Here is a 23,968-nt window from a genome sequence, read left to right as displayed (position 1 = left end):
GGCGACGACCGCCGAAACATCGGCGGGCTGCTGCGGCGGGAAGGCCAAGGATCACGCGGGGCACGATCACGCTGCGCACGGCACGCCCGCCGCGCCGGCAGCTCATGGGCAGGTGCATGGCGATAGCCACGATCACGGCCATGACCACGACCACCATGCGCACGCCCAGCACGGCGTGAAGGATCCCGTCTGCGGGATGACGGTCGATCCGCATACGGCGAAGCAGCGCGCGGAGTTCGAAGGGCATACCTATTATTTCTGCGCGGCGCGCTGCCGCGAGAAATTCGTAGCCGATCCGTCGAGCTACCTGGGCGAACGCCCCCAACCTGTCGCCGCGCCGCCGGGCACCATCTACACCTGCCCGATGCATCCGGAAGTGCAACAGGTCGGCCCCGGCGACTGCCCCAAGTGCGGCATGGCGCTGGAGCCGATGATGCCGACCCTGGACGAGGACGATGGCGGCGAGCTGCGGCACATGTCGCGCCGTTTCTGGACCCTGGTGGCGCTCACGGTGCCCGCGCTGCTCGCGGCGATGGGGCCGCATCTGTTCGGTTGGCATCTGCCCGCGCCGTGGGATCGCATCGCCGCATGGACCGAAGCGGTGTTCTCGACCGTGGTCGTGCTGTGGGGCGGTGCCTCGTTCTTCGTGCGCGGCTGGCGTTCGCTGAAGCCGTGGTCGCCCAACATGTACACGCTGATCGCGCTGGGCACCGGCGTGGCCTGGCTGTACAGCATGGTGGCCTTCTTCCTGCCGCAGGCGTTCCCCGCGGGTTTCCGTGACGAGCACGGGCAGGTGGGGGTGTATTTCGAATCCGCCGCGGTGATCGTCACCCTGGTCATGCTGGGCGATTTCCTCGAACTGCGCGCGCGCCGCCGCACCGGCGCTGCTTTGAAGGCGTTGCTCGGCCTGGCGCCGAAGACCGCGCGCCGCGTGAATGGCGACGGCAGCGAACATGACGTGCCCCTGGACGAGGTGCGCGCTGGCGACGTACTGCGCGTGCGCCCCGGCGAGAAAGTGCCGGTGGATGGCGTGGTGATCGACGGCGCGAGCCATGTCGATGAATCCATGCTCACGGGCGAGCCGCTGCCGGTCGGCAAGGGCAAGGACGACCGCATCACCGGCGGCACGGTGAACCAGGACGGTGCGTTGACGATGCGCGCGGAACGAGTCGGCGCCGAAACCATGCTGTCGCAGATCGTCGCGCTGGTGGCACAGGCTCAGCGCAGCAAGGCGCCACTGCAGCGCGTGGCCGATCGCGTGGCCGCGTGGTTCGTGCCGGCGGTGGTGGCGGTCGCCGTGCTGGCCTTCGTTGCCTGGGCGGTGTGGGGACCGGATCCGCGGCTGGCGCATGCGCTGATCGCGCTGGTGTCCGTGCTGATCATCGCCTGTCCCTGTGCGCTGGGCCTGGCTACGCCGATCTCGATCATGGTCGCCAGCGGACGCGGCGCGCACTACGGCGTGCTGTTCAAGGATGCCGCGGCGATCGAATCGCTGCGCGAGGTCGACACGCTGGTGGTAGACAAGACCGGCACGCTGACCGAAGGCAAGCCGGCGTTGAAGGACGTGGTGAGCGTCGGCGCGATGCCGTGGGATCAGCTGCTCGCCGTCGCGGCCGCGCTGGAGCGGCCCAGCGAGCACCCGCTGGCCCGCGCGATCCTGGCCGGCGCGGAAGCGCGCGGCGTGAAGACGCCGGAAGTCAGTGATTTCCGCACGCTGACGGGCGGCGGCGTGCAGGGCAGGGTGGCGGGCCGCGAGGCGGCGCTGGGCAACGCGCGCCTGTTCGAGACGCTCGGCATCGCGGTGGGCGCGGAGACGCTGGCGCGTGCCGATGCGATGCGCAAGGAAGGCGCGACGGTGATGTTCCTCGCCGTGGACGGCGCGCTGGCGGGCTTGCTCGCGGTGGCCGACCGCATCAAGGAAACCACGCCGCAAGCGATCGCCGGGCTGCATGAAGCGGGCCTGCGCATCGTGATGCTGACCGGCGACAACGCGGTGACCGCGCAGGCGGTGGCGAAGACGCTGAACATCGATGCGGTGCACGCAGACGTATCGCCGGCCGACAAGGCGGCAGTGGTCAACGCGCTGCGCGCCGAAGGCCGCCGCGTGGCGATGGCGGGCGATGGCATCAACGATGCGCCGGCTCTGGCTGCGGCCGATATCGGCATCGCAATGGGCAGCGGCACGGACGTGGCGATGGAGAGCGCGCAGATCACGCTGGTGAAGGGCGAGCTCACCGCCATCCTCCGCGCACGCGCCTTGTCGCAGGCGACGGTGTCGAACATCCACCAGAATCTGTTCTTCGCGTTTATCTACAACGCGTTGGGGGTGCCGTTGGCGGCGGGGGTGTTGTATCCGTGGTTGGGGGTGACGTTGTCGCCGATGATCGCGGCATTGGCGATGAGTTTGTCGTCGGTGTCGGTGGTGAGTAATGCGTTGAGGTTGAATAGGGTGAAGTTGTGAATTGGAGGTGTGGTTTTTGTTTGTTGTTGGGTGAGTGGTGGGTGGCGTTTAGTGATCTGTCCGTTTGTGTAGTGGGTGGTACGGATTTCTGCTGGTGTGTGAGGTTAGTTGTTGGTGGTTTGCGGTGATGGTGTGGCGTTGGCACTAAGGTTAGGTTTTCGCGACCTGGCCGCTTATGCAGCGGGCATGTCGGACGCCTGCCGGCGCCCGAGTTACTTTCTCTTTGCTGGCCCAACCCCCTCAAGGGGGGCCTCGAGAGAAAGTAACCAAAGAGAAATGGCCTCAGATCAAAGGCTCGCGGCGGGGGTGGGGAGAGCACGGTGTGTTTTCTTACCTTGCAGGACCGCGCGACTCGAAGTGGGACTGAGATGCGTGGAGGGGACGTCGAGGCGCCGAAGCGGAGAGGACGGGGAGCGGTGCGTGAGCGTGTTTTTGCTCTGGCGATAGCACCCCACTTCTCCCTCTCCCCACCGGGGAGAGGGCGGGGTGAGGGGTCCTACGGAGCGAGGGGTTGGGCCGTTCCTCTCGGGTACTGTTAGGTGTACGAGCGAGCTAAGTCCTTTGCCGCCAGCGCCTTTCATCTCGCTGCAGTCAGCCGTTTCGCAAAACTAGTCTTGCTTCAACTTCACACCCCACACCGCTCTAGCCACGTCCCCGCGAGCACCCGCCCCTCATCCCGCCTTCTCCCCGGCGGGGAGAAGGAGAAGTGTAGTGCTATTGCCAGAACATTAAGAGCGGACACTGCGCTCTCCGTCCTCTCCGCTTCGGCGCCTCGACGTCCCCGTCACGCACCTCAGTGTCCCTTCGAGTCGCGCGGTCCAGCAAAGTAAGAAAACACACCGTGCCCTGCCATCCCCCGCCGCGAGCCTTTGACTTGAGGCCATTTCTCTTTGGTTACTTTCTCTTTGGGCCAGCAAAGAGAAAGTAACTCGGGCGCCGGCAGGCGTCCGACATGCCCGCTGCATAAGCGGCCAGATCACCGGAGCCACTGCTTAGTGCGACCCAAAAAACAACCCCCACCACCCTAACAATCAAACGGCAACCACCTCCCCAACACAGGCATCCCCCAACGCGCCACCAACGGCCCAGCCACCGTGCCAACCGCCATCACCAACAACAACACCGCCCCAGCACGCCGAAACCCCACCCACCCCAGCCAACGCGACAACACCCCGCTGCCAACGCCAGCCGCCAACATCGACGGCAACGTCCCCAACCCAAACGCGAGCATGCTCGCCGCGCTGCGCCACGGATCGAAACTCGCCAGCGCCAGCAACAGCACCGTGTAGACGAAGCCGCACGGCATCCATCCCCACAGCAGGCCCACGCCCAGCGCGCGCGGCACGGTGTTCACCGGAAACAGCGCGCGCGCCTTCGGCGCCAGGCGCTGCCACAGTCGCGCGCCGATGGCGCGCTCCAGCCAGCCGCGGCCGCCGAGCAGGGCCATGGCGGCGGTGGCGAACGCCAGGGCGGCGAGCACGCGCAGGGCGGCGCGCAGGCCGTCGTGATCCAGCAGGACGTACAGACCGGCGCCGATCGAGCCGAACAACAAACCCGCCAGTGCGTAGCCGCCGATGCGGCCGCACTGGTAGGCCAGCAGCAGATGCGGCGATGGGCGGCCGTTCGCACCGCGCTTCGTGCCCAGCGCGAGCGCGCCGGAAATGCCGCCGCACATCAGCACGCAGTGGCCGGATGCGGCCAGGCCCAGCCACAGCGCGGCGAGCAGACCGAGGCCCTGGCTCATGGCGTGCCGGTGGAAGGCGGGTCTTGTCCGCTTTCCCGGGCGTGATCGGTCAATGGCAGCAGCTTGGCGCTGTCCATGTCGTCGAACTGGTCGTGGTTCACCGCCCAGAAGAACGCGGCGCCGGCGACCAGCAGCAACAGGAAGGTCAGCGGGATGAGGATCAGCATGGTGGTCATGCGCGTACCTCCTGCAATGGGAGTGCGACTGCCGGTTCCGCGCGTTCGCGGCCGATGCGCAGCGCATTGAGCACCACCAGCAGCGAGCTGGCCGACATGCCGATCGCCGCCAGCCACGGCGGCACCAGGCCGAGCGCGGCGGGGGGGACCACGCACAGGTTGTAGCAGAGCGACCAGCGATGGTTCTGGCGCAGGATGCGCAAGGTCTGCCGAGCGAGGCGTCGCGCTTCGGGAAGCGCCTGCAGACGGCCGCCGGTGAGCACGATGTCGCTGCTGGCCTGGGCCAGCGGCGTACCGTTGCCCATCGCCACCGCGACGTCGGCGCCAGCCAGGATCGGGGCATCGTTGATGCCGTCGCCCACGGCGATCACGCGCGCGCCGCGTGCGCGCAGCGATTGCAGGTGGGCCAGCTTGTCCGCGGGTGTCTGTCGCGCATGCCATTCGCCGGCGCGCACCGACGAGGCGATGCTGCGCACGCGCTGCGGCGCATCGCCGCTGAGCACGTCGACCGCCAGGCCCTGCGCCTGCAGCTCGCGCACGCAGGCCACGGCGCCCTCGCGCAGCCGTTCGTGCGGATGGAAGGTGGCGAGCAGGCCGTGGCGATCGGCCAATACCACGGCGTCGGCGAGCGCACCTTCCGCCACGGTTCCGCGCAGAGCGAAGTCGGCGCGGCCCAGGCGCAGGATGCGCCCCTCGATCGCGCCTTCCACGCCGAGGCCCGCGTAGGCGACGATGCGTTCCGCTACCGGTCGCGCGGCGAAGTCGCCGGCCGCTTCCACGATGGCCCGCGCCAGCGGATGACTGCTGGCCCGCGCCAGCGCGGCGGCCAGCGGCAGCGCATCGCGGTCGCCGGCCAGCTGCTGGAAGTAGGGCATGGTGAGTGTGCCGGTCTTGTCGAACACCACGTGGTCCGCCTCGGCAAGCTTCTCGACCGCGTCGGGATGCGCCACCAGCACGCCACGGCGCGCAAGCACCGCCAGCGCGCGCGTCATGGCGGCGGGCACGGCCAGGGCGAAGGCGCAGGGGCAGGACACCACCAGGACGGCCAGCGTGGCGGTCAGCACGCGCGAAGGATCGAGCAGGCTCCAGCCCAGCGCGGTGAGAGCGGTGAGCGCCAGCACGCGCGCCACGAAGCGTGCCGCCGCGCGTTCGCCGGCCAGGGCCAGGCGCGGGCGTTCGGTCTGCGCGCGGGTGACGAGTGCGACGATGCCGGCCAGCGCGGTGTCCGCGCCGATACGTTCCACGCGCAGGCGCACCGGGCCGCCTTGCAGCACGCTGCCAGCGATCAGCAGATCGCCCGGATGGCGAGCGACCGGTGCGGATTCGCCGGTGAGCAGCGATTCGTCGACGCGGCAGGCGCCTTCGAGCAGGACGCCGTCGGCCGGCACGCTGCCGCCCTCCGCGACGTGCACCACATCGCCCACCCGCAGTTCGGCCGCACCGACGCGTTCGAGTGAACCGTCGGCGCGGCAGCGGTCCGCGAATACCGGCGTGAGGCGCGCCAGTGCGTCGACCAGGTCGCCCGAACGGTGCCGCGCGCGCATTTCGAGGAAGCGGCCCAGCAGCAGGAAGAACACGAACATGCTGACCGAGTCGAAGTACACCTCCGCACCGCCGCGCAGCGCTTCGGCAAGGCTTGCCGCGTAGATCAGGCTGACCGCCAGCGCCACCGGCACGTCCATGCCCTGGCGGCGCGCGCGCAGGTTGCGCCAGGCGCCGGCGAAGAACGGGCCAGCCGCGTACAGCACTACCGGGGTGGCAACGAGGAAACCGATCCAGCGCAGCAGGTCGCGGGTGCTGGCATCCATGTCCTGGAATGCGCCGATGTAGAGCGCGACGCCGTACATCATGGCCTGCATGGAGCCGAAGCCGGCCACGGCCAGGCGCTTGAGCGCGGCTCGCGTTTCGCGGCGGCGCGCGTCGTCCAGCGCGCGCGCATCCAGCGGCAGCGCGCGGTAGCCAGTGCGGGAAAGCGTGTCGAGCAGCGCGGCCAGCGTGGTCTGCGCAGGGTCCCATACGACGCGCGCGCGCGCCGCGGCGGCGTTCACCTGCACGTCGGCGACGCCGGGCAGGGCGCCGAGGCTGCGCTCGATCAGCCAGACGCAGGCGGCACAGCGCACGCCTTCGATCAGCAGGCAGACTTCGCTGCGCGCGCCGTCCACCTGGCGGACCACGTGGCGGTCGAGTTCGGGACGCGGCCAGACGCCGCTTTCGGCGAGGTCGTCGGCCTTGCGCGCTGGTGCGCTGCGCAAGCGGTAGTAGTCGCCCAGGCCGAGCTGTTCGATCCACTCGGCGGCGGCGCGGCAGCCGATGCAGCAGAATGCGCGTGTCTCGCCGCCGATGCGGGCGAGGATCGGCTCATCTTGCGGCAGCGGTTCGTGGCAGTGGTGGCAGGCGGCGTTCATCGCGCCGGCTCGCGCAGATCGGCGAAAGCGGCGCCGGCCGGCCATTCGCCGATCAGGGCGTCGTCGCGCTGTGGTGTATCGATGCGCACGTGCATGGCCAGCGGCGGCAGTGCGGGAAGCGGGGCGGCATAACTGCCATCGGGCTCGCGGCGCAGCTGCACGGTGACGTCGTGTTCCGCACGGGTGGTCCAGAACAGCAGTTGCAGCGAGGCGGGCGCCGCCTCCGCCGTGCCGGCGCGGATGATCAGGCGGCCGTCTTCGCGCGCCAGCCGTGCTCGTGAAGGCAGCACGGAGGACAGCCGCTGCGCGGACACCTGCATGCGTGCGCGGCGGTCTACGGGGTCGGGCAGTTCGGCGTCGACGTGGCGCGACGCCGTGCGTATCAGCGAAATGCACCCGCCGATCGCGGTCGCCAGTACCGCGGCGCCCAGCCATACCACCGGCTCGCGGTACCAGCGGAAGGCGCGCGCGGCGACCGCGCTCATGGCGCCGCCGCGGCCGCCACCGGCGCCGCCTGCTGGGCACGATCGCGCAGTGCGTTGTGGCGCAGCCACGCGGCGATCATGCGCACCTGATCCTCGCCCAGGCGGTCCTTCCAGGCCGGCATGTGGCCGTTGCGGCCGTCGCGGATGCTCTGCGTGACGCTGGCCAGCTCGCCGCCGTAGATCCAGCTGCGGTCGGTGAGGTCCGGTGCGCCCAGGGCCTTGTTGCCCTTGCCGTCCGCGCCGTGGCAGGCGACGCAGGTTTCCTTGAAGCGGGTCTCGCCGGCCTGAGCGCGGGCCGTATCGTGCGGCGCGCCGGACAGTCGCAACACGTAGTTGGCCACCTCGTTCACGCCCTGGTCGCCCAGCACCGCGCCCCACGGGGGCATGACGCCATCGCGGCCGTTCATCGCCGTGGCCACCACGAAGTCGCCGTCGTCGCCGTTCACCGTGAGCGCGGGGAAGCCATAACCGCCTTCGGCCTTGGTGCCGTGGCACGCGGCGCAGTTGTCCTGGAACAGGCGATCGCCGTACTGCAGGGCGACGTGATCCTGCGACAGGCGGTCCACCGGGTACTGGCGATAGCGGGCGAACAGCTCGCCGAGTTTCCTGGCGTTCTCCTCGCGCGCTTCGGCCACCTGCTGTTCGGACGTCCAGCCCAGCACGCCCTTGTAGCTGCCGAAGCCGGGGAACAGCACCAGGTATCCGATCGCCACGGCCAGCGAAGCGAGCGACATGATGGCCCACCAGCGCGGCAGCCTGCGCACGGACTCGCGCAGCTTGCCGCCGTCCCAGGCGTGGCCGGTGGTGCCGTCGCCCTCGATCGGGATCTTCACCCGCGTGCCGTAGAAGTACAGGAAGATCGCCAGGCCGATGTTGCTGGTAATCAGCACGCCGACGTAGATGCTCCAGAACAGGCTCATCGGGCGTTCTCCTCGGTGCGCGGCAGGACGCGGTCGTGCTCCAGCGGCAGGCGCGCGGCGTCGTCGAAGGTCTTCTTGTTGTGGCGGCTCCAGGCCCAGGCCCAGATGCCGAGGAACAGGCTCATCAGCACCAGGATGCTGATGCCGTACAGATGTCCGATCCAGCTGGCGGTCATGGGGCGTTCTCCGCGGGGACGGCGGCGTGCACGCCGGCGGCGGGCAGGGCCGTGCCCAGGCCTTGCAGGTAGGCGACGATGGCGTCCATCTCGGTCTTGCCCTTGAGTGCGGCGGGTGCGGCGGCGATGTCGGCGTCGGTATAAGGCGTGCCCAGCTGGCGCAGCACCTTCATGCGGGCCTGCACGTCAGCGGCGTCGAGCGGTCGGTCGGCCAGCCAGGGATAGCCGGGCATGTTGGAGTCCTTGCCGCCCGGCACGCTGCGCGGGTCGACCAGGTGCCGGCGTTGCCAGTCGTCGCTGTACTTGCCGCCGACGCGCCCCAGGTCGGGGCCGGTGCGCTTGCTGCCCCACTGGTGCGGGTGGTCGTACACGGACTCGCCCGCGTCGGAGTAGTGGCCGTAGCGTTCGGTCTCGGCGCGCAGCGTGCGGATCATCTGCGAGTGGCAGCCGTAGCAGCCTTCGCGCACATAAGTGTCGAAGCCGGCCAGGCGCAGCGGGTCGCGCGGTTCCACGCCGGGCAGCGGCTTGACCACGTGGGCCTGGAAGAACAGCGGGATGATCTCGGCCAGGCCGCCGAAGGAGACGGCCAGGGCGATCAGCACGCCGAGCAGGCCGGCGTGGGTCTCGATGAACTCGAAGTAGCGGTAGCGGCGGAAGCCGGTATTCTGCATGTCGCTCATGGCTCAGGCTCCCTGCGGGATGGCGACGGGTTCGACGCCGCGCTCGCGCGCGGGAGCCCAGGTGCGCCACATGTTCCAGGCCATCACGCCCATGCCGGCGACGATCATGGCGCCGCCCATCGCGCGGATGATGTACATCGGCTGGATGGCGCGCAGGCTGTCCATGAAGCTGTAGGCGAGCGAGCCGCTGGGCAGGGTCTGGCGCCACATCACGCCTTCGGTGACGCCGGCGGTCCACATCGCGAACACGTACATGATGGTGCCGCCGACGTGCATCCAGAAATGCACGTTGATGGCGCGCACCGAATGCATTTCCTCGCGGCCGAGCACGCGCGGGGCCATCGAATAGAGCGAGCCGATGGTAATCATCGCCACCCAGCCGAGCGCGCCCGAATGCACGTGGGCGATGGTCCAGTCGGTGTAGTGGGAGAGCGCGTTGACGCTCTTGATCGCCATCATCGAACCTTCGAAGGTGGCCGCGGCGTAGAACACCAGCGCCATCACCATGAACTTGGAGATGGGATCGGTCTTGAGCTTGTACCAGACACCGTTGTAGGTCATCAGGCCGTTCGCGGCCGAACCCCAGCTGGGCATCAGCAGGATCAGCGAGAAGATCATGCCCACCGACTGCACCCAGTCCGGCAGCGCCGTGTACAGCAGGTGGTGCGAGCCCGCCCACATGTACATGGAGATCAGCGCCCAGAAGTTGACGATGGAGAAGCGGTAGCTCCACAGCGGCCGGTCGGCCTGGCGCGGCACGAAGTAGTACATCATCGCCAGGAAGCCGGCGGTCAGGAAGAACGCCACCGCGTTGTGGCCGTACCACCATTGCACCATCGCATCGACCGCGCCGGAGTACACGATGTACGACTTGGTCGCCGACACCGGGATGGCGATGTTGTTGACGATGTGCAGCAGGCCCACCGCGATGATGAAGGCGCCGTAGTACCAGTTGGCCACGTAGATGTGGCGGATGCGGCGGCGCGCCAGGGTGCCGAAGAAGTTCCAGCCGAAGGCGACCCAGACCACCGCGATCAGCAGGTCGATCGGCCATTCCAGCTCGGCGTATTCCTTGCTCTGGGTGATGCCCAGCGGCAGCGTGATCACCGCCGCCACCAGCACCGCCTGCCAGCCCCAGAAGGTGAAGCTGGCGAGCTTGTCGGAGAACAGGCGGGCGTGGCAGGTGCGCTGCACCACGTAGTAGCACGAGGCCATCAGCGCACTGCCGCCGAAGGCGAAGATCACGCCATTGGTGTGCAGCGGGCGGATGCGGCTGTAGGTGAGCCACGGGATGTCGAAGTTGAGGGCGGGCCAGGCGAGCTGGGCCGCGGCGAGCAAGCCGACGGCCATGCCGACGATGCCCCAGAAGACGGCCGCGGCCAGGAACTGGCGCACGACCTTGTCGTTATAGGTCAGTGGTTCCGGTGGTGAGATGCCCATGGGCGTCGGTGCCTGCGTGGTGTTGGCGCGCAGGGTAAGGAGTGGGGGTGGGGGCGTTATTGATGCTGGTCAATTGGGGTGGGCGGTTTGTCGCGGTTGGTGGGGGTGTGCGGCGTTATGTCGCTGGAGGGTTGTGTGCGTTGCGCGCGTGAGGATTTGCCCGTGATTTCGATGGGGCGTTTTTGTTTGTGTAGCGGGGAGAACGACCGGAGGGTGGCTCCGAAGGGGCGAGCGTAGCGAGTCATCCAGTGGCGGTTTCGCTCGGTTGTCGCGACGTGGTCGCCAGTCTTGTCTCGCCCCTCGCGGGGCGAGGGTTTCGCTCTCCTGCCGGAGAGCGAGTTACTTCTTCTTGCTTGCCCAAGAAGAAGTAACCAAGAAGAAGGGCCCCCTGCGCGGCGCCCTCCGCAGCCTTCGCTGCTGCGGGTGCGTTGAGGGCTGGCCGGGCTTTTCGATCGGGCATCCTTGCCCGAATCGAAAAGGCGGGGACGTCCTGTCCCCGCCCGCCTTTGGCGGCCTGATCGTCCAGCCCTCACCGCCGCGAAGGGAACCCGGGAGATCAAGAGCTGTACGGAGCGTCGCTTCGCTCGCTCTTGTTTAGTTTTCGCCTCGGTACCGCACTTCTCCTTCTCCCCGCCGGGGAGAAGGCGGGATGAGGGGCGGGTGCTCGCGACGGCGCCGCTACTGCAACAAATACTCCCCAATCACCCGCAGCCCCTTCGCATCCAGCACCTCCAACCCAGGCCTCTCGATGCGGATCAACCCGGCGTCTCGAAATCTTGCCAACAGCCGGCTCACGGTTTCCGTGGCCAGGTGCAGGTGGTTGCCGATGTCGGCGCGGGACATGGGGAGGGGGAGGTGGTCGGGGGCGAGGCCGAGCGTGGCGCGGCGGTCGAGCAGGTCGATGAGGAAGGCGGCCATGCGTTCCTCGGCGGAGTAGTCGCTGCCGCTGAGCTGGCGCTGGTGGATCTGGCGGCTCATGGCGTGGAGCAGGTGCGTCTGGATCTCGGGCTGGCGGGTGGCGAGGGTGCGCAGGGTGTCGAAGGGGAAGCGGCAAAAGCGGGCGCGGCCGAGGGCGATGGCGGCGTTGTCGTGGTAGCCCAGGCAGATCGCGTCCAGGCCGAACCATTCGCCGGGGAGATGGAAAGCCAGCACGCGCTCGCGGCCGGCGCGGTCCACCGTCACCGTCTTGGCCATGCCCGCCTGCACGGCGTAGAGCGCGCGGAACGGGGTGCGCGGGCGGTACAGGTATTCGCCGTCGCGCAGCATGCCCACGCGCTCCACGATGCAGCGCAGGCCGGCCAGTTCTTCCTTGCCGTAGCCGCCGGCCTGGCAGGCCGGGACGTGGGCGCAGCCGGCGCAGCCCGGGGCGATAGGCGGGCGTGCGGAACGCGGGGGCGAGGCGGGGCCGGTGGCGCGGTGTTCGAGGGGGGCGTTCTCGATGGCGTAGGCGACGGACATGCCGGATCTCCCTGGGGCGTTGCGTCGTCAACCATGATGAGTACCCACTGCGCGCGCGGCATGTCCGTGCGCGGTTATGCCGCGCGGCGTTCCGACGCGCCTTTCCGGGGGCCTCCGCGGTCATGAAGCCGCCTTGCCGGTTGAAGTATCCTTGCGGCTTGCCGCGCGCAGGTGGCGGCCTTCTCATCCAGCCGGTTTCTCCATGAGCGACAAGTCTTCTTCCATTCCCCGTCCGGCCGAGCCCGGTCAGCGCCGCCCTAGCGTGGGCGTGCGCATCGGCAAGGTCACGGTGGGCGGCGGCGCGCCGATCGTGGTGCAGTCGATGACCAACACCGACACCGAGGATCCGGCCAGCACCGCGAAGCAGATCGCCGAACTGGCCCGCGCCGGTTCCGAGCTGGTGCGCATCACGGTGAACACGCCGGCCGCGGCAGCGGCGGTACCGCGCATCCGCGAGCGGCTGGAGATGATGGGCGTGGAGGTGCCGATCATCGGCGACTTCCATTACAACGGTCACCAGCTGCTGGAGCAGGAGCCCGCCTGCGCCGAGGCGCTGGCCAAGTACCGCATCAATCCGGGCAATGTCGGCTTCGGCAAGAAGAAGGACAGCCAGTTCGCCGCGATCATCGAGAAGGCCATCCAGTACGGCAAGCCGGTGCGCATCGGTGCCAACTGGGGATCGCTGGACCAGTCGATGGTCGCCGCGCTGATGGACGAGAACCACCAGCGTGCCGAACCGTGGGATGCGGCGCTGGTGGCGCGCGAGGCGTTGATCCGTTCCGCGCTGGACTCGGCCATCCGCGCCGAGGAGATCGGCCTGCCGCGCGAGCGCATCATTCTTTCCTGCAAGGTTTCCGGCGTGCAGGAGCTGATCGCGGTGTACCGCGACCTGGCCGAGCGCTGCGACTATGCCTTGCACCTGGGCCTGACCGAGGCCGGCATGGGCTCGAAGGGCATCACCGCGTCCAGCGCGGCGCTGGCGGTGCTGTTGCAGGAAGGCATCGGCGACACCATTCGCATCTCGCTCACGCCGGAACCGGGCGCCTCGCGCACGGGCGAGGTGGTGGTGGCGCAGGAACTGCTGCAGACCATGGGCCTGCGCGCGTTCACTCCGCTGGTCACCGCCTGCCCGGGCTGCGGCCGCACCACCAGCGAGTTCTTCCAGGAACTGGCCAAGACGGTGCAGGGGCACGTGCGCGAGCGCATGCCGGAGTGGCGCGTGAAGTACGACGGCGTGGAGAACCTCACCCTGGCGGTGATGGGCTGCGTGGTGAACGGGCCGGGCGAATCCAAGCACGCCAACATCGGTATTTCGCTGCCGGGCAACGGCGAAGCGCCGGCCGCGCCGGTGTTCATCGACGGCGAGAAGGCCATGACGCTGCGCGGCGACAACATCGCGGCAGAGTTCATCGGCATCCTGGACGACTACGTCGCCCGGCGCTACGCGGCGCGCGGCGGCTGACCGAGGCGGCGCGGCCACGAGGATTTCCCGCATGACCACGCCGCTCCCTGAAGAAGCCATCCTGCAGGCCTGGCGCCAGAACGCCGGGCCGTGGGCCGAGGCTGTCCGCGCGCAGCGCATCGAGAGCCGCAAACGGGTCACCGATGCCGTCATCCTGGAGGCGGTGCTGGCGCAGTCGCCACGCTGCGTCATCGACCTGGGTTGCGGCGAGGGCTGGCTGGCCCGCGCGCTGGCGGCACGGGGCGTGGACGTGCTCGGCGTCGACGCGGTGCCGGCGCTGGTGGAGGCGGCGCGTACGCAGGGCGGCGGCCGGTTCGAGGTCATGACGTACGAGCAGATCGGCGCGGGCGAACTGCGAGCGAAAGCCGACGTGGCGGTGTGCAATTTTTCCTTGCTGGGGCAGGCGTCCACGGATGCCGTGCTGGCCGCCGTACCGGCCCTGCTCGAACCCGGCGGCGTACTGCTGGTGCAGACGCTGCACCCCGTCACCGCGTGCGGCGAGCTGCCGTATCGCGACGGCTGGCGCGAAGGTTCGTGGGCCGGTTGCGGCGATGGCTTCGGCGAGGCGGCGCCATGGTATTTCCGCACGCTCGGCGGCTGGCTCGACACCTTCACCGCCTGCGGCCTGCATCTGCTGCGCATCGAGGAACCGTTGCACCCGGACAGCGGCCGGCCGGCATCGATCCTGTTCGCGCTGGCGGCCAGCCGGCCCACGACCTGACGCACACCCGCCGGCGGCTGGTTGGCGCTAAGCTCTCCGCTCACGCCCGCGGACAGGAGGTTCCTGGGCGGCAAGGGGGATGGAATGGCACTGAAGCCTCAAGTACGCACGGTGCTTGCGTACGTGATCGCGGCCAGCGCTTGGATCTGGCTGTCGAATCTCGTGCTGCGCCACCTGGTGAGCAATACGGAAGCGCTGGGCCTGTGGCAAAGCGTCAAGGGCACCGTCTTCGTCGTCGTCACCGGTGCGCTGCTGTACGTGATGCTCGACCGTGATTACCGCCGCATGAAGCAGTCCAACCTGCGCCTGCTCCAGGGCAACGAGGAGGCGCTGCGGGCGCTGGTCCACGCGATGGACATCCGCCACAAGGAAACGCGCGACCACTCCGACCGCGTGATGCGGATGACGCTGGCGCTGGCGCGGCTGGCCGGCATCGGCGGCGAGGAGCTGCGCCGCATCCGTTTCGGCGCCTTGCTGCACGACATCGGCAAGCTCGCCTTGCCGGATGCCATCCTGATCAAGCCCGGTCCGCTCACCGAAGAGGAGATCACGGTGATGCGCACGCATCCGCGGCTTGGCTACGACCTGCTGCAGCAGGTGGATTTCCTGCGCGATGCGGTCGACATCCCGTACAACCATCATGAGCGCTGGGACGGCGGCGGTTATCCGCGCGGCTTGCGCGCCGAGCAGATTCCGCTGGCCGCGCGCGTGTTCAGCGTGGTGGACGTCTGGGATGCGCTGAGCTTTCCGCGCGTCTACAAACCGGCCTGGCCGGAAGACGAAGTGATCGCCTACCTGCGCAAGATCGCCGGCAGCCAGCTCGATCCGGCGCTGGTGGCGCTGTTCCTGGCCAACTACGACGACATCAAGCGGGCGGGCATGGCGCCGGAGGCATAGCGCGTCAAGCCGCTTTCGCCGCGTTGAAGGTCCGCCGATACTGGGCCGGCGACGTGCGGAACGCGCGCTGGAAATGCTGGCGCAGCGTGACCGGCGAACCCAGCCCTATCGCGCCGGCGATGCGTTCCAACGGCAGGTTGGTGGTTTCCAGCAGGCGTTGCGCTTCGCTCAGCCGCTGCGACATCAGCCATTCGCCGAAGCTGGTACCGGTGAGCTGGCGGAAATGGCGGGTGAAACTGCGCCGGCTCATCGCGGCTCGCTCGGCGATCTCATCCAGGTTGTGCGGCTGGTGCAGCTTGCGGCGGACGTTCTCCAGCAGCTTGCCCAGGCGTTCGTCCCCGGCCATCGCCGGCACCGGCTGCTCGATGAATTGCGCCTGCCCGCCGTGGCGGAACGGCGAGACCACCATGCGGCGCGCGATGCGGTTGGCGTGTTCGCTGCCCAGCAATTGGCGCACCAGGTGCAGGCAGCAGTCGATGCCGGCGGCCGCGCCGGCGGACGTGACCACCTGGCCGGCATCCACATAGAGCACGTCCGGGTCCACTTTCGCGGTCGGGAACTGCCTGGCCAACTCATCGGTGGCGATCCAGTGCGTGGTGGCACGCCGTCCGTCGAGCAGGCCTGCGTGGCCGAGGACGAAGGCGCCCATGCACAGGCCCACGATGCGCTTGCCGCGCGCGGCGGCCTGCCGGAGGGCGTCCAGCAAGGCCTGCGGCGGGCGTTCCTGCGCATCGCGCCAGGAAGGCACGATCACGACGTCGGCATGGCGCAGTTCGTCCAATCCGTAATCGGTGGCGAGGAGAAAGCCCGAGGCGCTGCGCAAGCGCTTGCCTTCGGCCGAGCACACGCGCAGCCGGAATGGCGAATCCTGCTGGCGCAGCACGGCATCGAACACGCCGCAAGGCACGGAGAGATGGAAGGGGAGAATGTCGTTGAACGCCACGACGGCGATGCGGATCTTGCGCATGCGAGTTTCCGGTTGGCCCGATCGCATCGATGATTGTCCTTCAGGCCACTCCTGCGCAAGTGGCCGGAAGCGCAGCATGTGCACACTTTCCAACGCAAGGAGCCATGCCATGAACGCCAAGTCCCCCCGTCGCGCACTGATCGTAATCGACGTGCAGAACGAGTACTTCAGCGGCAACCTGCAGATCGAATACCCGCCGGTGTCCGACAGCCTGCCGAAGATCGCACGCGCCATGGATGTAGCAGCAGCGGCCGGCATTCCAGTGATCGTCATCCAGCAGAACTCACCCGCCGGCGGCCCGGCCTTTGCCGAGGGCTCGCATGGCTGGGAGCTGCATCCGGAAGTAGCGCGCCGCCATCGCGACGCCTTCTTCGGCAAGCCGTTGCCGAGTGCCTTCGCCGATACCGGCCTGGCCGCGTGGCTGGATGCGCAGGGCATCGACACGCTCACCGTCGTGGGCTACATGACGCACAACTGCAACGACACCACGATGAAGCATGCGTTCGATCGCGGCATGGCCGTGGAATTCCTGCACGACGCCTCGGGCGCCGTCTCCTATGCCAACCGCGCCGGGCACGCGACGGCAGAGGAGATCCACCGCGTGTTCATGGTGGTGGAGCAGTCGCGCTTCGCGGCGGTGCTGAGCGTAGAGGAGTGGGAACGCTGCCTGGCGACCGGCGAGGCGCCGGTGCGCGAGGACATCCTCGCTTCGTATGCGAATGCGCGGAAGCTGCGCGAGGCCAAGGCGGCGTAACGCACTTTGCCCCCTCTCCCCTCCGGGGAGAGGGCTGGGGTGAGGGGCCGAGCGGAGCGTGGAAGCGGAAAGCGATATCGAGCCTCGCGTGAAGAGCCTTTCCGGCGAGCCCCGGCCTCTCATCACATTGCGACCAACGAACACCTATGGGGCCGTCATCTTCACCCCAGAGGAGAGATGCGTGCCATGAATCACCCTCTCCTCAACCCCGCCATCGTCTCTTCCACCAACGGCGTGAAGCGCTTCCAGTTCCCCGGCTGACCGGGCAGGCGCACCAGCTGGCGCACGGTGCCGAGGAACTGTTCGCGCGGGTATTCCACCGCGCCCAGGCTGAGCAGATGGCTGTTGGTGACCTGCGCGTCGATGAGCGGATAGTCCCAGCGGTGCAGCAGCTGCCCCAGCGCGAGCAAGGCCAGCTTGGAACCGCCGCTCTCGCGGCTGAACATCGATTCGCCGCAGAACAGCCGTCCTACCGTGACGCCGTAGATGCCGCCGACGAGGCGCTCGCCTTCCCACACCTCGACGCTGTGCGCATGGCCCATGTCGTGCAGTTGCGTGTAGGCGTCGACCATCGCCGGCACGATCCAGGTGCCGAGCTGGCCGGGGCGTGGGGCCGCGCAGGCTTCGACGATGACGGGGAAGGCGTGGTCCAGGGTGATGCGCCAGGACTTGTGTCCGATCTGCCGGCGCAGGCTGCGGTTGGCCTTGAGCCGGTCGGTATGGAGCACGCAGCGCGGATCGGGCGACCACCACAGGATCGGCTCGTCCTCGTTGTACCAGGGGAAGATGCCGCGCGCGTACGCCGCCAGCAGCCGGCGCGGCGACAGATCGCCGCCGAAGGCGAGCAAGCCATTGGGATCGGCCATGGCCCGGCCGGGATCGGGGAACTGCTCGGGATGGGCGGCGTCGAGCAGGGGCAGGCGGATCATGGTCAGGCGTCGCGGTGGGCGTACGGGCTGTGGTCGAGCAGGTCGGCGGCATAAGCGTCGACTGCTTCGGCTTCGCGCGCAAGCGCCGCGCGCACGGCTTTGCGGAACGCCGGATCAGCCAGGTAATGGCGCGAATGGGTACGTGCCGGCAGAAAACCGCGCGCCAGCTTGTGCTCGCCCTGGGCGCCGGGCTCGAAGCGCTGGAGGCCTTCGCGGATGGCGTGCTCGATGCCCTGGTAATAGCAAAGTTCGAAATGCAGGCCGGGTACCTCGATGTGGCTGCCCCAGTAGCGGCCGTACAGCGCGTCGGTACTCTGCAGGAACAGCGCCATCGCCACCATGCGCTCGCCGTCCCAGGCGAGGGCGAGATGAGTGGCTTTGCCGAGCGCCGATCCGAGGCTGAGGAAGAAGCGGCGGGTCAGCGCCGCGTGATTGCCCTTGGCGTCGAAGGTGCTCTCGTAGAGGCGATGCACTTCGCGCCACTCGTCCTCGCCGAGGCTGTCGCCACGGCGCCATTCCAGGCGCAGGCCGGCGCGGGCGACGTGCGCGCGCTCCTGGCGGATGTTCTTGCGCTTCTTGTGGTTGAGCGCGGCGAGGAAGTCCTCGAAGCTGTCGTAGCCGTGGCCGTTCTGGTCGCGGTTGGGCCAGTGGAACTGCACGTCGGAGCGCACAAGCCAGTCGCCGTCGAAGGCGGGCAGGTCGTCGGGCGCGAGGAAGTTGGCATGCACGGAGGAAAGTCCGTGCCGGTCCGCCAGCTCGCGCATCGCTGCCACCAGCGCCCGTCGGCGGTGCGGCGCGTCCTCGCCATGCCCGGCAAGCAGGCGCGGGCCAGGCACGGGCGAGTAGGGCACGGCGTTGAGCAGCTTGGGGTAATAGTCGCCGCCGGCGCGTTCCCAGGCGGAGGCCCAGCTCCAGTCGAACACGAATTCGCCGTGCGAGTTGCCCTTCAGATAGAGCGGCGCGGCTGCCACCAGGCGGTCCTCTTCGTAGAGGCCCAGGTGGTGGGCGCGCCAGCCCCAGTCCTCGCGGATGCAGCCGGTGGCTTCCAGCGCGGCGAGGAAGGCATGCGAGAGGAAGGGGTTGCCGTCGGCGCGCAGTGCATCCCAGGCGCCGGCAGGCATCTCTTCGATGCGCGGATGAAAACGAGCTTCCAGCACGGCCTGCCGTTCCACGGCCACCGGTGGACGATGGCCGCGCGTCATTCAGTGGACCGCCGGCAGGCGGGCCGCGATGCGTTCGACGAAGGCATCGGGCCGGCCGAAGTCCTGGTGGTGCGTCAGCAGCTGCATCGCGCCGCCGATTTCCAGCACCAGGGTGGGGAAGCCCTGGCCGCCGACGTCGCCCAGCAGGCGACGGCTGGCCTGGACGTGTTCGATCACGTCGTGCGCGAGCGCGCTTTCGAGCGCCTCGGCGAAGCGCGTGCCGGGCAAGCCGATCTCCTCGGCCAGCTCGGTTAGCACGTCGTGTTCCACCACGCGCAGGCCGCGCTGGTAGTGCGCGTTCTGGATCGCCGCCAGCATGGGGTAGGCGGCCTCGGGATGCAGCGATTCGGCGGCGAGGATGGCCGCGATCGGCGGCAGCGAATACAGCACGGTGCTCTGCTCGGCGAGCAGGCCCTCGGTGTAGGCGTCGCCGAACGGCTGTCCGCTGATCTGCTCGATGCGCTCGTCCGCGCGGACGATGTGCTCGGCCATCGACGGGGTCAGTTCCTGCGGCTCGGCGAACAGGGCGCCGCCGTGCAGGCGCAGCGCGAGACGGTCGCCGAGCATGGCGACCGCGGCGCTCACCAGCGGCTGGGCGCCGTAGCACCAGCCGCACAGCGGGTCGTGGATGTAGTGCAGCGTGGCCAGCGGAGTGCTCATCAGGCCGGGGTCTGCTGGTCCAGCCAGCGCTCGGCGTCCAGCGCGGCCATGCAGCCGAAGCCGGCGGAGGTGATGGCCTGGCGGTAGACGTGGTCGGCCACGTCGCCGGCAGCGAACACGCCCGGCACCGAAGTCATGGTGGCGAGGCCGTTCTGGCCGCTGCGGATCTTCAGGTAACCGTCCTGCATGTCCAGCTGGCCTTCGAAGATGCCGGTGTTGGGCGTGTGGCCGATGGCGACGAAGAAGCCGGTGGCCTGGATGTCGCGGGTGGCGCCGGAGTTGACGTCCTTCACGCGCACGCCGGTGACGCCGCTGGTGTCGCCCAGCACCTCGTCGATGGTGTGGTTCCACACCAGCTCGATCTTGCCGGCGGCGGCCTTCTCGAACAGCTTGTCCTGCATGATCTTTTCGGCGCGCAGCTTGTCGCGGCGGTGCACCAGGGTGACCTTGCTGCACAGGTTGGACAGGTACAGCGCCTCTTCCACGGCGGTGTTGCCGCCGCCGACCACCACCACTTCCTGCTCGCGGAAGAAGAAGCCGTCGCAGGTGGCGCAGGCGGAGACGCCCTTGCCCTTGAAATGCTGCTCGCTCTCGATGCCGAGGTATTTGGCGGTGGCGCCCGTGGCGATGATCAGCGCGTCAGCGGTGTATTCGCCGGAGTCGCCCTTGAGGCGGAACGGGCGCTGGCTCAGGTCGGCGCTATGGATGTGGTCAAACACCATCTCGGTCTTGAAGTGCTCGGCGTGCTCGGCCAGGCGCGTCATCAGTTCCGGGCCCTGCACAGCCTTGTCGCCAGGCCAGTTCTCCACGTCGGTAGTGGTCATGAGCTGGCCGCCCTGTTGCAGGCCGGTGACCAGAGTCGGCTTGAGGTTCGCGCGGGCCGCGTACACGGCCGCGGTGTAGCCGGCGGGGCCGGAGCCGAGGATCAGCAGGCGGCTGTGCTTGGGGGTGCTCATGGTTATAATCCTTGGGTGTTATTTGCAACTTGGAATTGCTATTCGTTCCGGCCTTTACGGCGGTTTCCTCACACCGGTTCAAGGGCGCGGCGAAACGTCGGAGCCCGGCAGTCGGAGCCCGACAGAATGGGGAAGACGGATGGCCGATTCAAGGTTGAATGATGGGGCTGAGCGATTCGAGGTCGAAGGATCGAGGCGTCCCCATCGTTCGCGCACGGCCGGCGGGGTTCATCCCGCGCTCAAGGGCCGGCGCCGAGGATCGGTCGCTTGCGTTTCGCCCCGGCTCCGGCCGGGGCGTTGATTTGGGTCCCGCGGGGGCGTGGGGACAAGGTTCGTGAGACCGGGGTCCTGGCTTTTGCCCGGGCGAAGCAGTAGAAGCTGGCCGCTGAGGCCGGCACGCGAGGAATACGGTGGCGCGTAGCGCGAACGTCAAGAAAGTGAAGGAAAAGGAACGCACTGGCCTCAGCGAGGAGCTGAAGCGCCGGCTGCGCGAGGCGGGGGCGCTGCTGTTGCTGCCGCTGGCGCTGTACCTGCTGGTCTGCCTGTTCAGCTACAACGACCAGGACCCGAGCTGGGGCCATGCCAGCACGGTGGAGCATGCGCGCAACTTCGGCGGCGAGGTGGGCGCCAATATCGCCAACCTGCTGCGCTACATCTTCGGCCTCGTCGCGTACTGCTTCCCGCTGCTGCTGCTGGGGCTGGGCGTGCAGGTGCTGCGCAACCGCGGCGTGCGCACGGTGCAGCCGTGGGAACCATCGCTGCGGCTGATCGGCTCGGTGTTCTTCTTCATCACCGCGCCGGCGCTGCTGTACCTGAAGTTCCCCGCGGAACCGGTGCTGCCCCAGGGCGTGGGCGGCATCATCGGCATGTGGGTGGGCCGCGGCCTGTTGCATGCCTTCGGCGATACCGGTGCGCCGCTGCTGCTGCTGGCCATCTTCCTGATCGCGGTGACGCTGGCCACCGGGCTGTCCTGGTTCAAGCTGATGGATCTGACCGGGCAGGGCATTCTGAAGATCGCCGGCTGGTTCGGCGGCAAGCTGAAAGAGGCGCCCGAAGTGCTGGCGGCGCGCCAGGCCCGCGCCGAGCGCGAAGTGGTCAAGAAGGTCGAGGCGGTCAAGCAGGCCAAGCGCGAGCCGGTGCGTATCGAGGCACCGCCGCCGCCGGCGCCCAAGAGCGAGCGCGCCAAGGTGGAGACGCAGATCCCGCTGTTCACCGGGGCATCGTCCGCGGGCGAGCTGCCGCCGCTGTCGCTGCTGGACGAAGCGCCGCCGCAGGGGCCGGGCTATTCCGAGGAAACCCTCGAAGTGCTGTCGCGCCAGGTCGAGCTGAAGCTCAAGGATTTCCGCATCGAGGCCAAGGTGGTGGGCGTGTATCCGGGCCCGGTGATCACCCGCTTCGAGCTGGAGCCCGCCGCGGGCGTGCGCGGTTCGCAGGTGTCGAGCCTGGACAAGGACATCGCGCGCGGCCTGTCGGTGGTGAGCGTGCGCGTGGTGGACGTGATCCCGGGCAAGAACGTGATCGGCCTGGAGATCCCCAACGCCAAGAAGCAGATCGTGTACCTCTCGGAGATTCTCCGCTCGGAGCGGTACGACCAGACCAAGTCGCCGCTGGCGCTGGCGCTGGGCAAGGACATCGCCGGGCGCCCGGTGGTGGCAGACCTGGCGAAGATGCCGCACCTGCTGGTGGCCGGCACCACCGGTTCGGGCAAGTCGGTGGCGGTGAACGCCATGGTGCTGAGCCTGCTGTACAAGGCCAGCGCCAAGGACGTGCGCATGATCATGATCGACCCGAAGATGCTGGAGCTCTCGGTCTACGAGGGCATCCCGCATCTGCTCGCGCCGGTCGTCACCGACATGAAGGAAGCCGCCAACGCGCTGCGCTGGTGCGTGGCCGAGATGGAGCGCCGCTACAAGCTGATGGCCGCGGTGGGCGTGCGCAACCTGGCGGGCTTCAACAAGAAGGTGAAGGACGCGGAGAACGCCGGCCAGCCGCTGCTGGATCCGCTGTTCCGCCCGAATCCGGAGATGCCGAACCTGGCCGCGGAGCCGCTGGAGCCGTTGCCGTACATCGTGGTCATCATCGACGAATTCGCCGACATGATGATGATCGTCGGCAAGAAGGTCGAAGAGCTGATCGCCCGCCTGGCGCAGAAGGCGCGCGCGGCCGGCGTGCACCTGGTGCTGGCGACGCAGCGCCCCTCGGTGGACGTGATCACCGGCCTGATCAAGGCCAATATCCCGACGCGCATCGCGTTCCAGGTGTCGTCCAAGATCGACTCGCGCACGATTCTCGACCAGTCCGGCGCGGAAACGCTGCTGGGCCACGGCGACATGCTCCATCTGCCGCCCGGCACCGCCACGCCCGAGCGCGTGCACGGCGCCTTCGTGGACGACCATGAGGTACACAACGTGGTGGCCTGGCTGAAGTCGCAGGGTGCGCCGCAGTACATCGAAGGCGTGCTCGAAGAGGTGCAGGCCACCGCCGACGGCAAATTCATCAACGACTCCGGCCTGCCGCAGGACGGCGAGGAAGGCGGCGATGCCGATACCCAGCTGTACGACAAGGCGGTGCGCATCGTCACCGAGACGCGGCGCGCATCGATCTCCGGCGTGCAGCGCCACCTGCGCATCGGCTATAACCGCGCCGCCCGCCTGATCGAACAGATGGAGCAGGACGGCGTGGTGAGCGCCCCGCAGCACAATGGCAACCGCGAGGTGCTGGCGCCGCCGCCGCCGAAGTGACCGGCCTTTCCATTAAGCGATGGCGGCGCACACTCCGCCGCCATCGCCGATCCAAGCAACAGGGACTTCCATGAACCGCTTCCTCGCTTTCTGTGCCGCCCTGGCCCTCACGGTCGGCGGCGCCGTCCACGCCGCGGCCGGCCCGGCCCGCGCGCGGCTGGACGCCTTCGCCAACGGCCTGCATTCGCTGACCGGCAACTTCACGCAGACGCTGACAGACGCCAACGGCGGCAAGGGCAAGACCAGTTCCGGCACGCTGGCGCTGGAAGCCCCGCGCCAGTTCCGCTGGGAGACATTGACGCCGTACAAGCAGACCATCGTCGCTGACGGCAGCCGCGTGTGGCTGTACGACCCGGACCTGGAGCAGGTGACGGTGCGCGTGCAGAGCACCGAAGAAGCGCACAGTCCGCTCACCGTGCTCACCGATCTCAAGCAGATGGACCGCGACTTCAAGGTGGCGGAGCAGGGCGAGCACGACGGCCTGGCCTGGCTGCGCCTCACCTCGGCCGCCAAGGACCCGCAGTTCGACTACGCCGACCTCGGCTTCGACGCCAGCGGCCTGGCGCGCATGACCTTCCGCGACCAGCTCGGCGCCGTGACCGAGATTCGTTTTTCCGGCTGGCAGCGCAATCCGCCGATTCCGCCGGCGACGTTCAATTTCGTGCCGCCGAAGGGCGCCGACGTGATCGGCGACGCTCCGGTGATCCAGACCCAACCGCTGAAGGACTGATCGC

General features: G+C 68.5%; 20 protein-coding genes and 1 pseudogene. 7 read left to right on the top strand and 14 right to left on the bottom strand.

The window, feature by feature from the left end; all coding sequences use genetic code 11:
• The first annotated feature begins 196 nt into the window (after positions 1–196).
• Positions 197–2,461, top strand: coding sequence for a heavy metal translocating P-type ATPase (locus RKE25_RS14315; protein ID WP_311842396.1), 2,265 nt, complete (start codon positions 197–199; stop codon positions 2,459–2,461).
• 1,024 nt (positions 2,462–3,485) lie between these two features.
• On the opposite strand, the gene RKE25_RS14310 is transcribed toward RKE25_RS14315, so the two are convergent.
• The 9 genes and pseudogenes from RKE25_RS14310 to RKE25_RS14270 all read right to left on the bottom strand — a co-directional run bounded on the left by RKE25_RS14310 (position 3,486) and on the right by RKE25_RS14270 (position 11,945).
• Positions 3,486–4,205 carry a sulfite exporter TauE/SafE family protein gene (locus tag RKE25_RS14310; protein ID WP_311838771.1) on the bottom strand — a complete coding sequence of 240 codons (720 nt, stop codon included), beginning with the start codon at positions 4,203–4,205 and terminating at the stop codon, positions 3,486–3,488.
• Complete coding sequence (ccoS, locus tag RKE25_RS14305) at positions 4,202–4,381, bottom strand: cbb3-type cytochrome oxidase assembly protein CcoS (protein ID WP_311838770.1); 180 nt, start codon at positions 4,379–4,381, stop codon at positions 4,202–4,204. The genes RKE25_RS14310 and ccoS overlap by 4 nt, the downstream gene beginning before the upstream one ends.
• The gene (locus RKE25_RS14300; protein ID WP_311838769.1) at positions 4,378–6,786 is read right to left on the bottom strand and encodes a heavy metal translocating P-type ATPase; all 2,409 of its coding nucleotides are present in this window, start codon (positions 6,784–6,786) and stop codon (positions 4,378–4,380) included. Before RKE25_RS14300 ends, ccoS begins: the two co-directional genes overlap by 4 nt.
• Positions 6,783–7,271, bottom strand: a complete 489-nt coding sequence (locus tag RKE25_RS14295; protein ID WP_311838768.1) for a hypothetical protein — start codon at positions 7,269–7,271, stop codon at positions 6,783–6,785. Before RKE25_RS14295 ends, RKE25_RS14300 begins: the two co-directional genes overlap by 4 nt.
• Positions 7,268–8,191, bottom strand: a complete 924-nt coding sequence (gene ccoP / locus RKE25_RS14290; RefSeq protein ID WP_311838767.1) for a cytochrome-c oxidase, cbb3-type subunit III — start codon at positions 8,189–8,191, stop codon at positions 7,268–7,270. Before ccoP ends, RKE25_RS14295 begins: the two co-directional genes overlap by 4 nt.
• Positions 8,188–8,367, bottom strand: coding sequence for a cbb3-type cytochrome c oxidase subunit 3 (locus tag RKE25_RS14285; protein ID WP_311838766.1), 180 nt, complete (start codon positions 8,365–8,367; stop codon positions 8,188–8,190). The genes ccoP and RKE25_RS14285 overlap by 4 nt, the downstream gene beginning before the upstream one ends.
• The gene (gene ccoO / locus RKE25_RS14280) at positions 8,364–9,038 is read right to left on the bottom strand and encodes a cytochrome-c oxidase, cbb3-type subunit II (protein ID WP_311842395.1); all 675 of its coding nucleotides are present in this window, start codon (positions 9,036–9,038) and stop codon (positions 8,364–8,366) included. Before ccoO ends, RKE25_RS14285 begins: the two co-directional genes overlap by 4 nt.
• Positions 9,039–9,043: 5 nt before the next feature.
• Positions 9,044–10,487 (bottom strand): annotated as a pseudogene (ccoN, locus tag RKE25_RS14275) (cytochrome-c oxidase, cbb3-type subunit I).
• Positions 10,488–11,165: 678 nt separating this feature from the next.
• Positions 11,166–11,945, bottom strand: a complete 780-nt coding sequence (locus tag RKE25_RS14270; protein ID WP_311838764.1) for a helix-turn-helix domain-containing protein — start codon at positions 11,943–11,945, stop codon at positions 11,166–11,168.
• A gap of 202 nt (positions 11,946–12,147) precedes the next feature.
• Between RKE25_RS14270 and ispG the strand changes: the two genes are divergently transcribed.
• From ispG to RKE25_RS14255, 3 genes are all read left to right on the top strand, one after another.
• A complete protein-coding gene (gene ispG, locus RKE25_RS14265) occupies positions 12,148–13,407 on the top strand; it encodes a flavodoxin-dependent (E)-4-hydroxy-3-methylbut-2-enyl-diphosphate synthase (protein WP_311838763.1) in 1,260 nt (419 codons plus the stop codon).
• A 31-nt stretch (positions 13,408–13,438) separates the two neighbouring features.
• Entirely contained in the window at positions 13,439–14,128 is a 690-nt protein-coding gene (locus tag RKE25_RS14260) for a methyltransferase domain-containing protein (RefSeq protein WP_311838762.1), read from the top strand.
• Between the two features lie 84 nt (positions 14,129–14,212).
• Positions 14,213–15,025, top strand: coding sequence for an HD domain-containing phosphohydrolase (locus RKE25_RS14255; protein ID WP_311838761.1), 813 nt, complete (start codon positions 14,213–14,215; stop codon positions 15,023–15,025).
• Between the two features lie 4 nt (positions 15,026–15,029).
• Here the strand turns inward: RKE25_RS14255 and RKE25_RS14250 are convergent, their stop codons facing one another.
• Positions 15,030–15,992: a helix-turn-helix domain-containing protein gene (locus tag RKE25_RS14250; RefSeq protein WP_311838760.1), complete on the bottom strand. Its 963-nt coding sequence runs from the start codon at positions 15,990–15,992 to the stop codon at positions 15,030–15,032.
• A gap of 109 nt (positions 15,993–16,101) precedes the next feature.
• On the opposite strand from RKE25_RS14250, the gene RKE25_RS14245 reads away from it, so the two are divergent.
• A complete protein-coding gene (locus RKE25_RS14245) occupies positions 16,102–16,746 on the top strand; it encodes a cysteine hydrolase family protein (protein ID WP_311838759.1) in 645 nt (214 codons plus the stop codon).
• 191 nt (positions 16,747–16,937) lie between these two features.
• Here the strand turns inward: RKE25_RS14245 and aat are convergent, their stop codons facing one another.
• From aat to trxB, 4 genes are read right to left on the bottom strand one after another with little or no spacing between them, the layout of a single operon-like run.
• On the bottom strand, positions 16,938–17,675 hold the full coding sequence (gene aat / locus RKE25_RS14240) for a leucyl/phenylalanyl-tRNA--protein transferase (protein ID WP_311838758.1): 738 nt from the start codon (positions 17,673–17,675) through the stop codon (positions 16,938–16,940).
• A gap of 2 nt (positions 17,676–17,677) precedes the next feature.
• A complete protein-coding gene (locus tag RKE25_RS14235) occupies positions 17,678–18,877 on the bottom strand; it encodes a GNAT family N-acetyltransferase (protein WP_311838757.1) in 1,200 nt (399 codons plus the stop codon).
• Positions 18,878–19,537, bottom strand: a complete 660-nt coding sequence (locus tag RKE25_RS14230) for a DsbA family protein (protein ID WP_311838756.1) — start codon at positions 19,535–19,537, stop codon at positions 18,878–18,880.
• Complete coding sequence (gene trxB / locus RKE25_RS14225) at positions 19,537–20,493, bottom strand: thioredoxin-disulfide reductase (RefSeq protein WP_311838755.1); 957 nt, start codon at positions 20,491–20,493, stop codon at positions 19,537–19,539. The genes RKE25_RS14230 and trxB overlap by 1 nt, the downstream gene beginning before the upstream one ends.
• 473 nt (positions 20,494–20,966) lie before the next feature.
• Here trxB and RKE25_RS14220 point away from each other — a divergent pair, with 473 nt between their 5' ends.
• Both RKE25_RS14220 and lolA read left to right on the top strand, forming a co-directional pair.
• Positions 20,967–23,234, top strand: coding sequence for a DNA translocase FtsK 4TM domain-containing protein (locus RKE25_RS14220; protein WP_311842394.1), 2,268 nt, complete (start codon positions 20,967–20,969; stop codon positions 23,232–23,234).
• A 70-nt stretch (positions 23,235–23,304) separates the two neighbouring features.
• Positions 23,305–23,964, top strand: coding sequence for an outer membrane lipoprotein chaperone LolA (lolA, locus tag RKE25_RS14215; RefSeq protein ID WP_311838754.1), 660 nt, complete (start codon positions 23,305–23,307; stop codon positions 23,962–23,964).
• Positions 23,965–23,968 lie beyond the last annotated feature (4 nt).

The organism is Dyella sp. BiH032 (assembly GCF_031954525.1).
GTDB lineage: Bacteria > Pseudomonadota > Gammaproteobacteria > Xanthomonadales > Rhodanobacteraceae > Dyella_D.
Note: the sequence above shows the minus strand (reverse complement) of the source record. Positions and strands in the feature narration are given on the sequence as shown.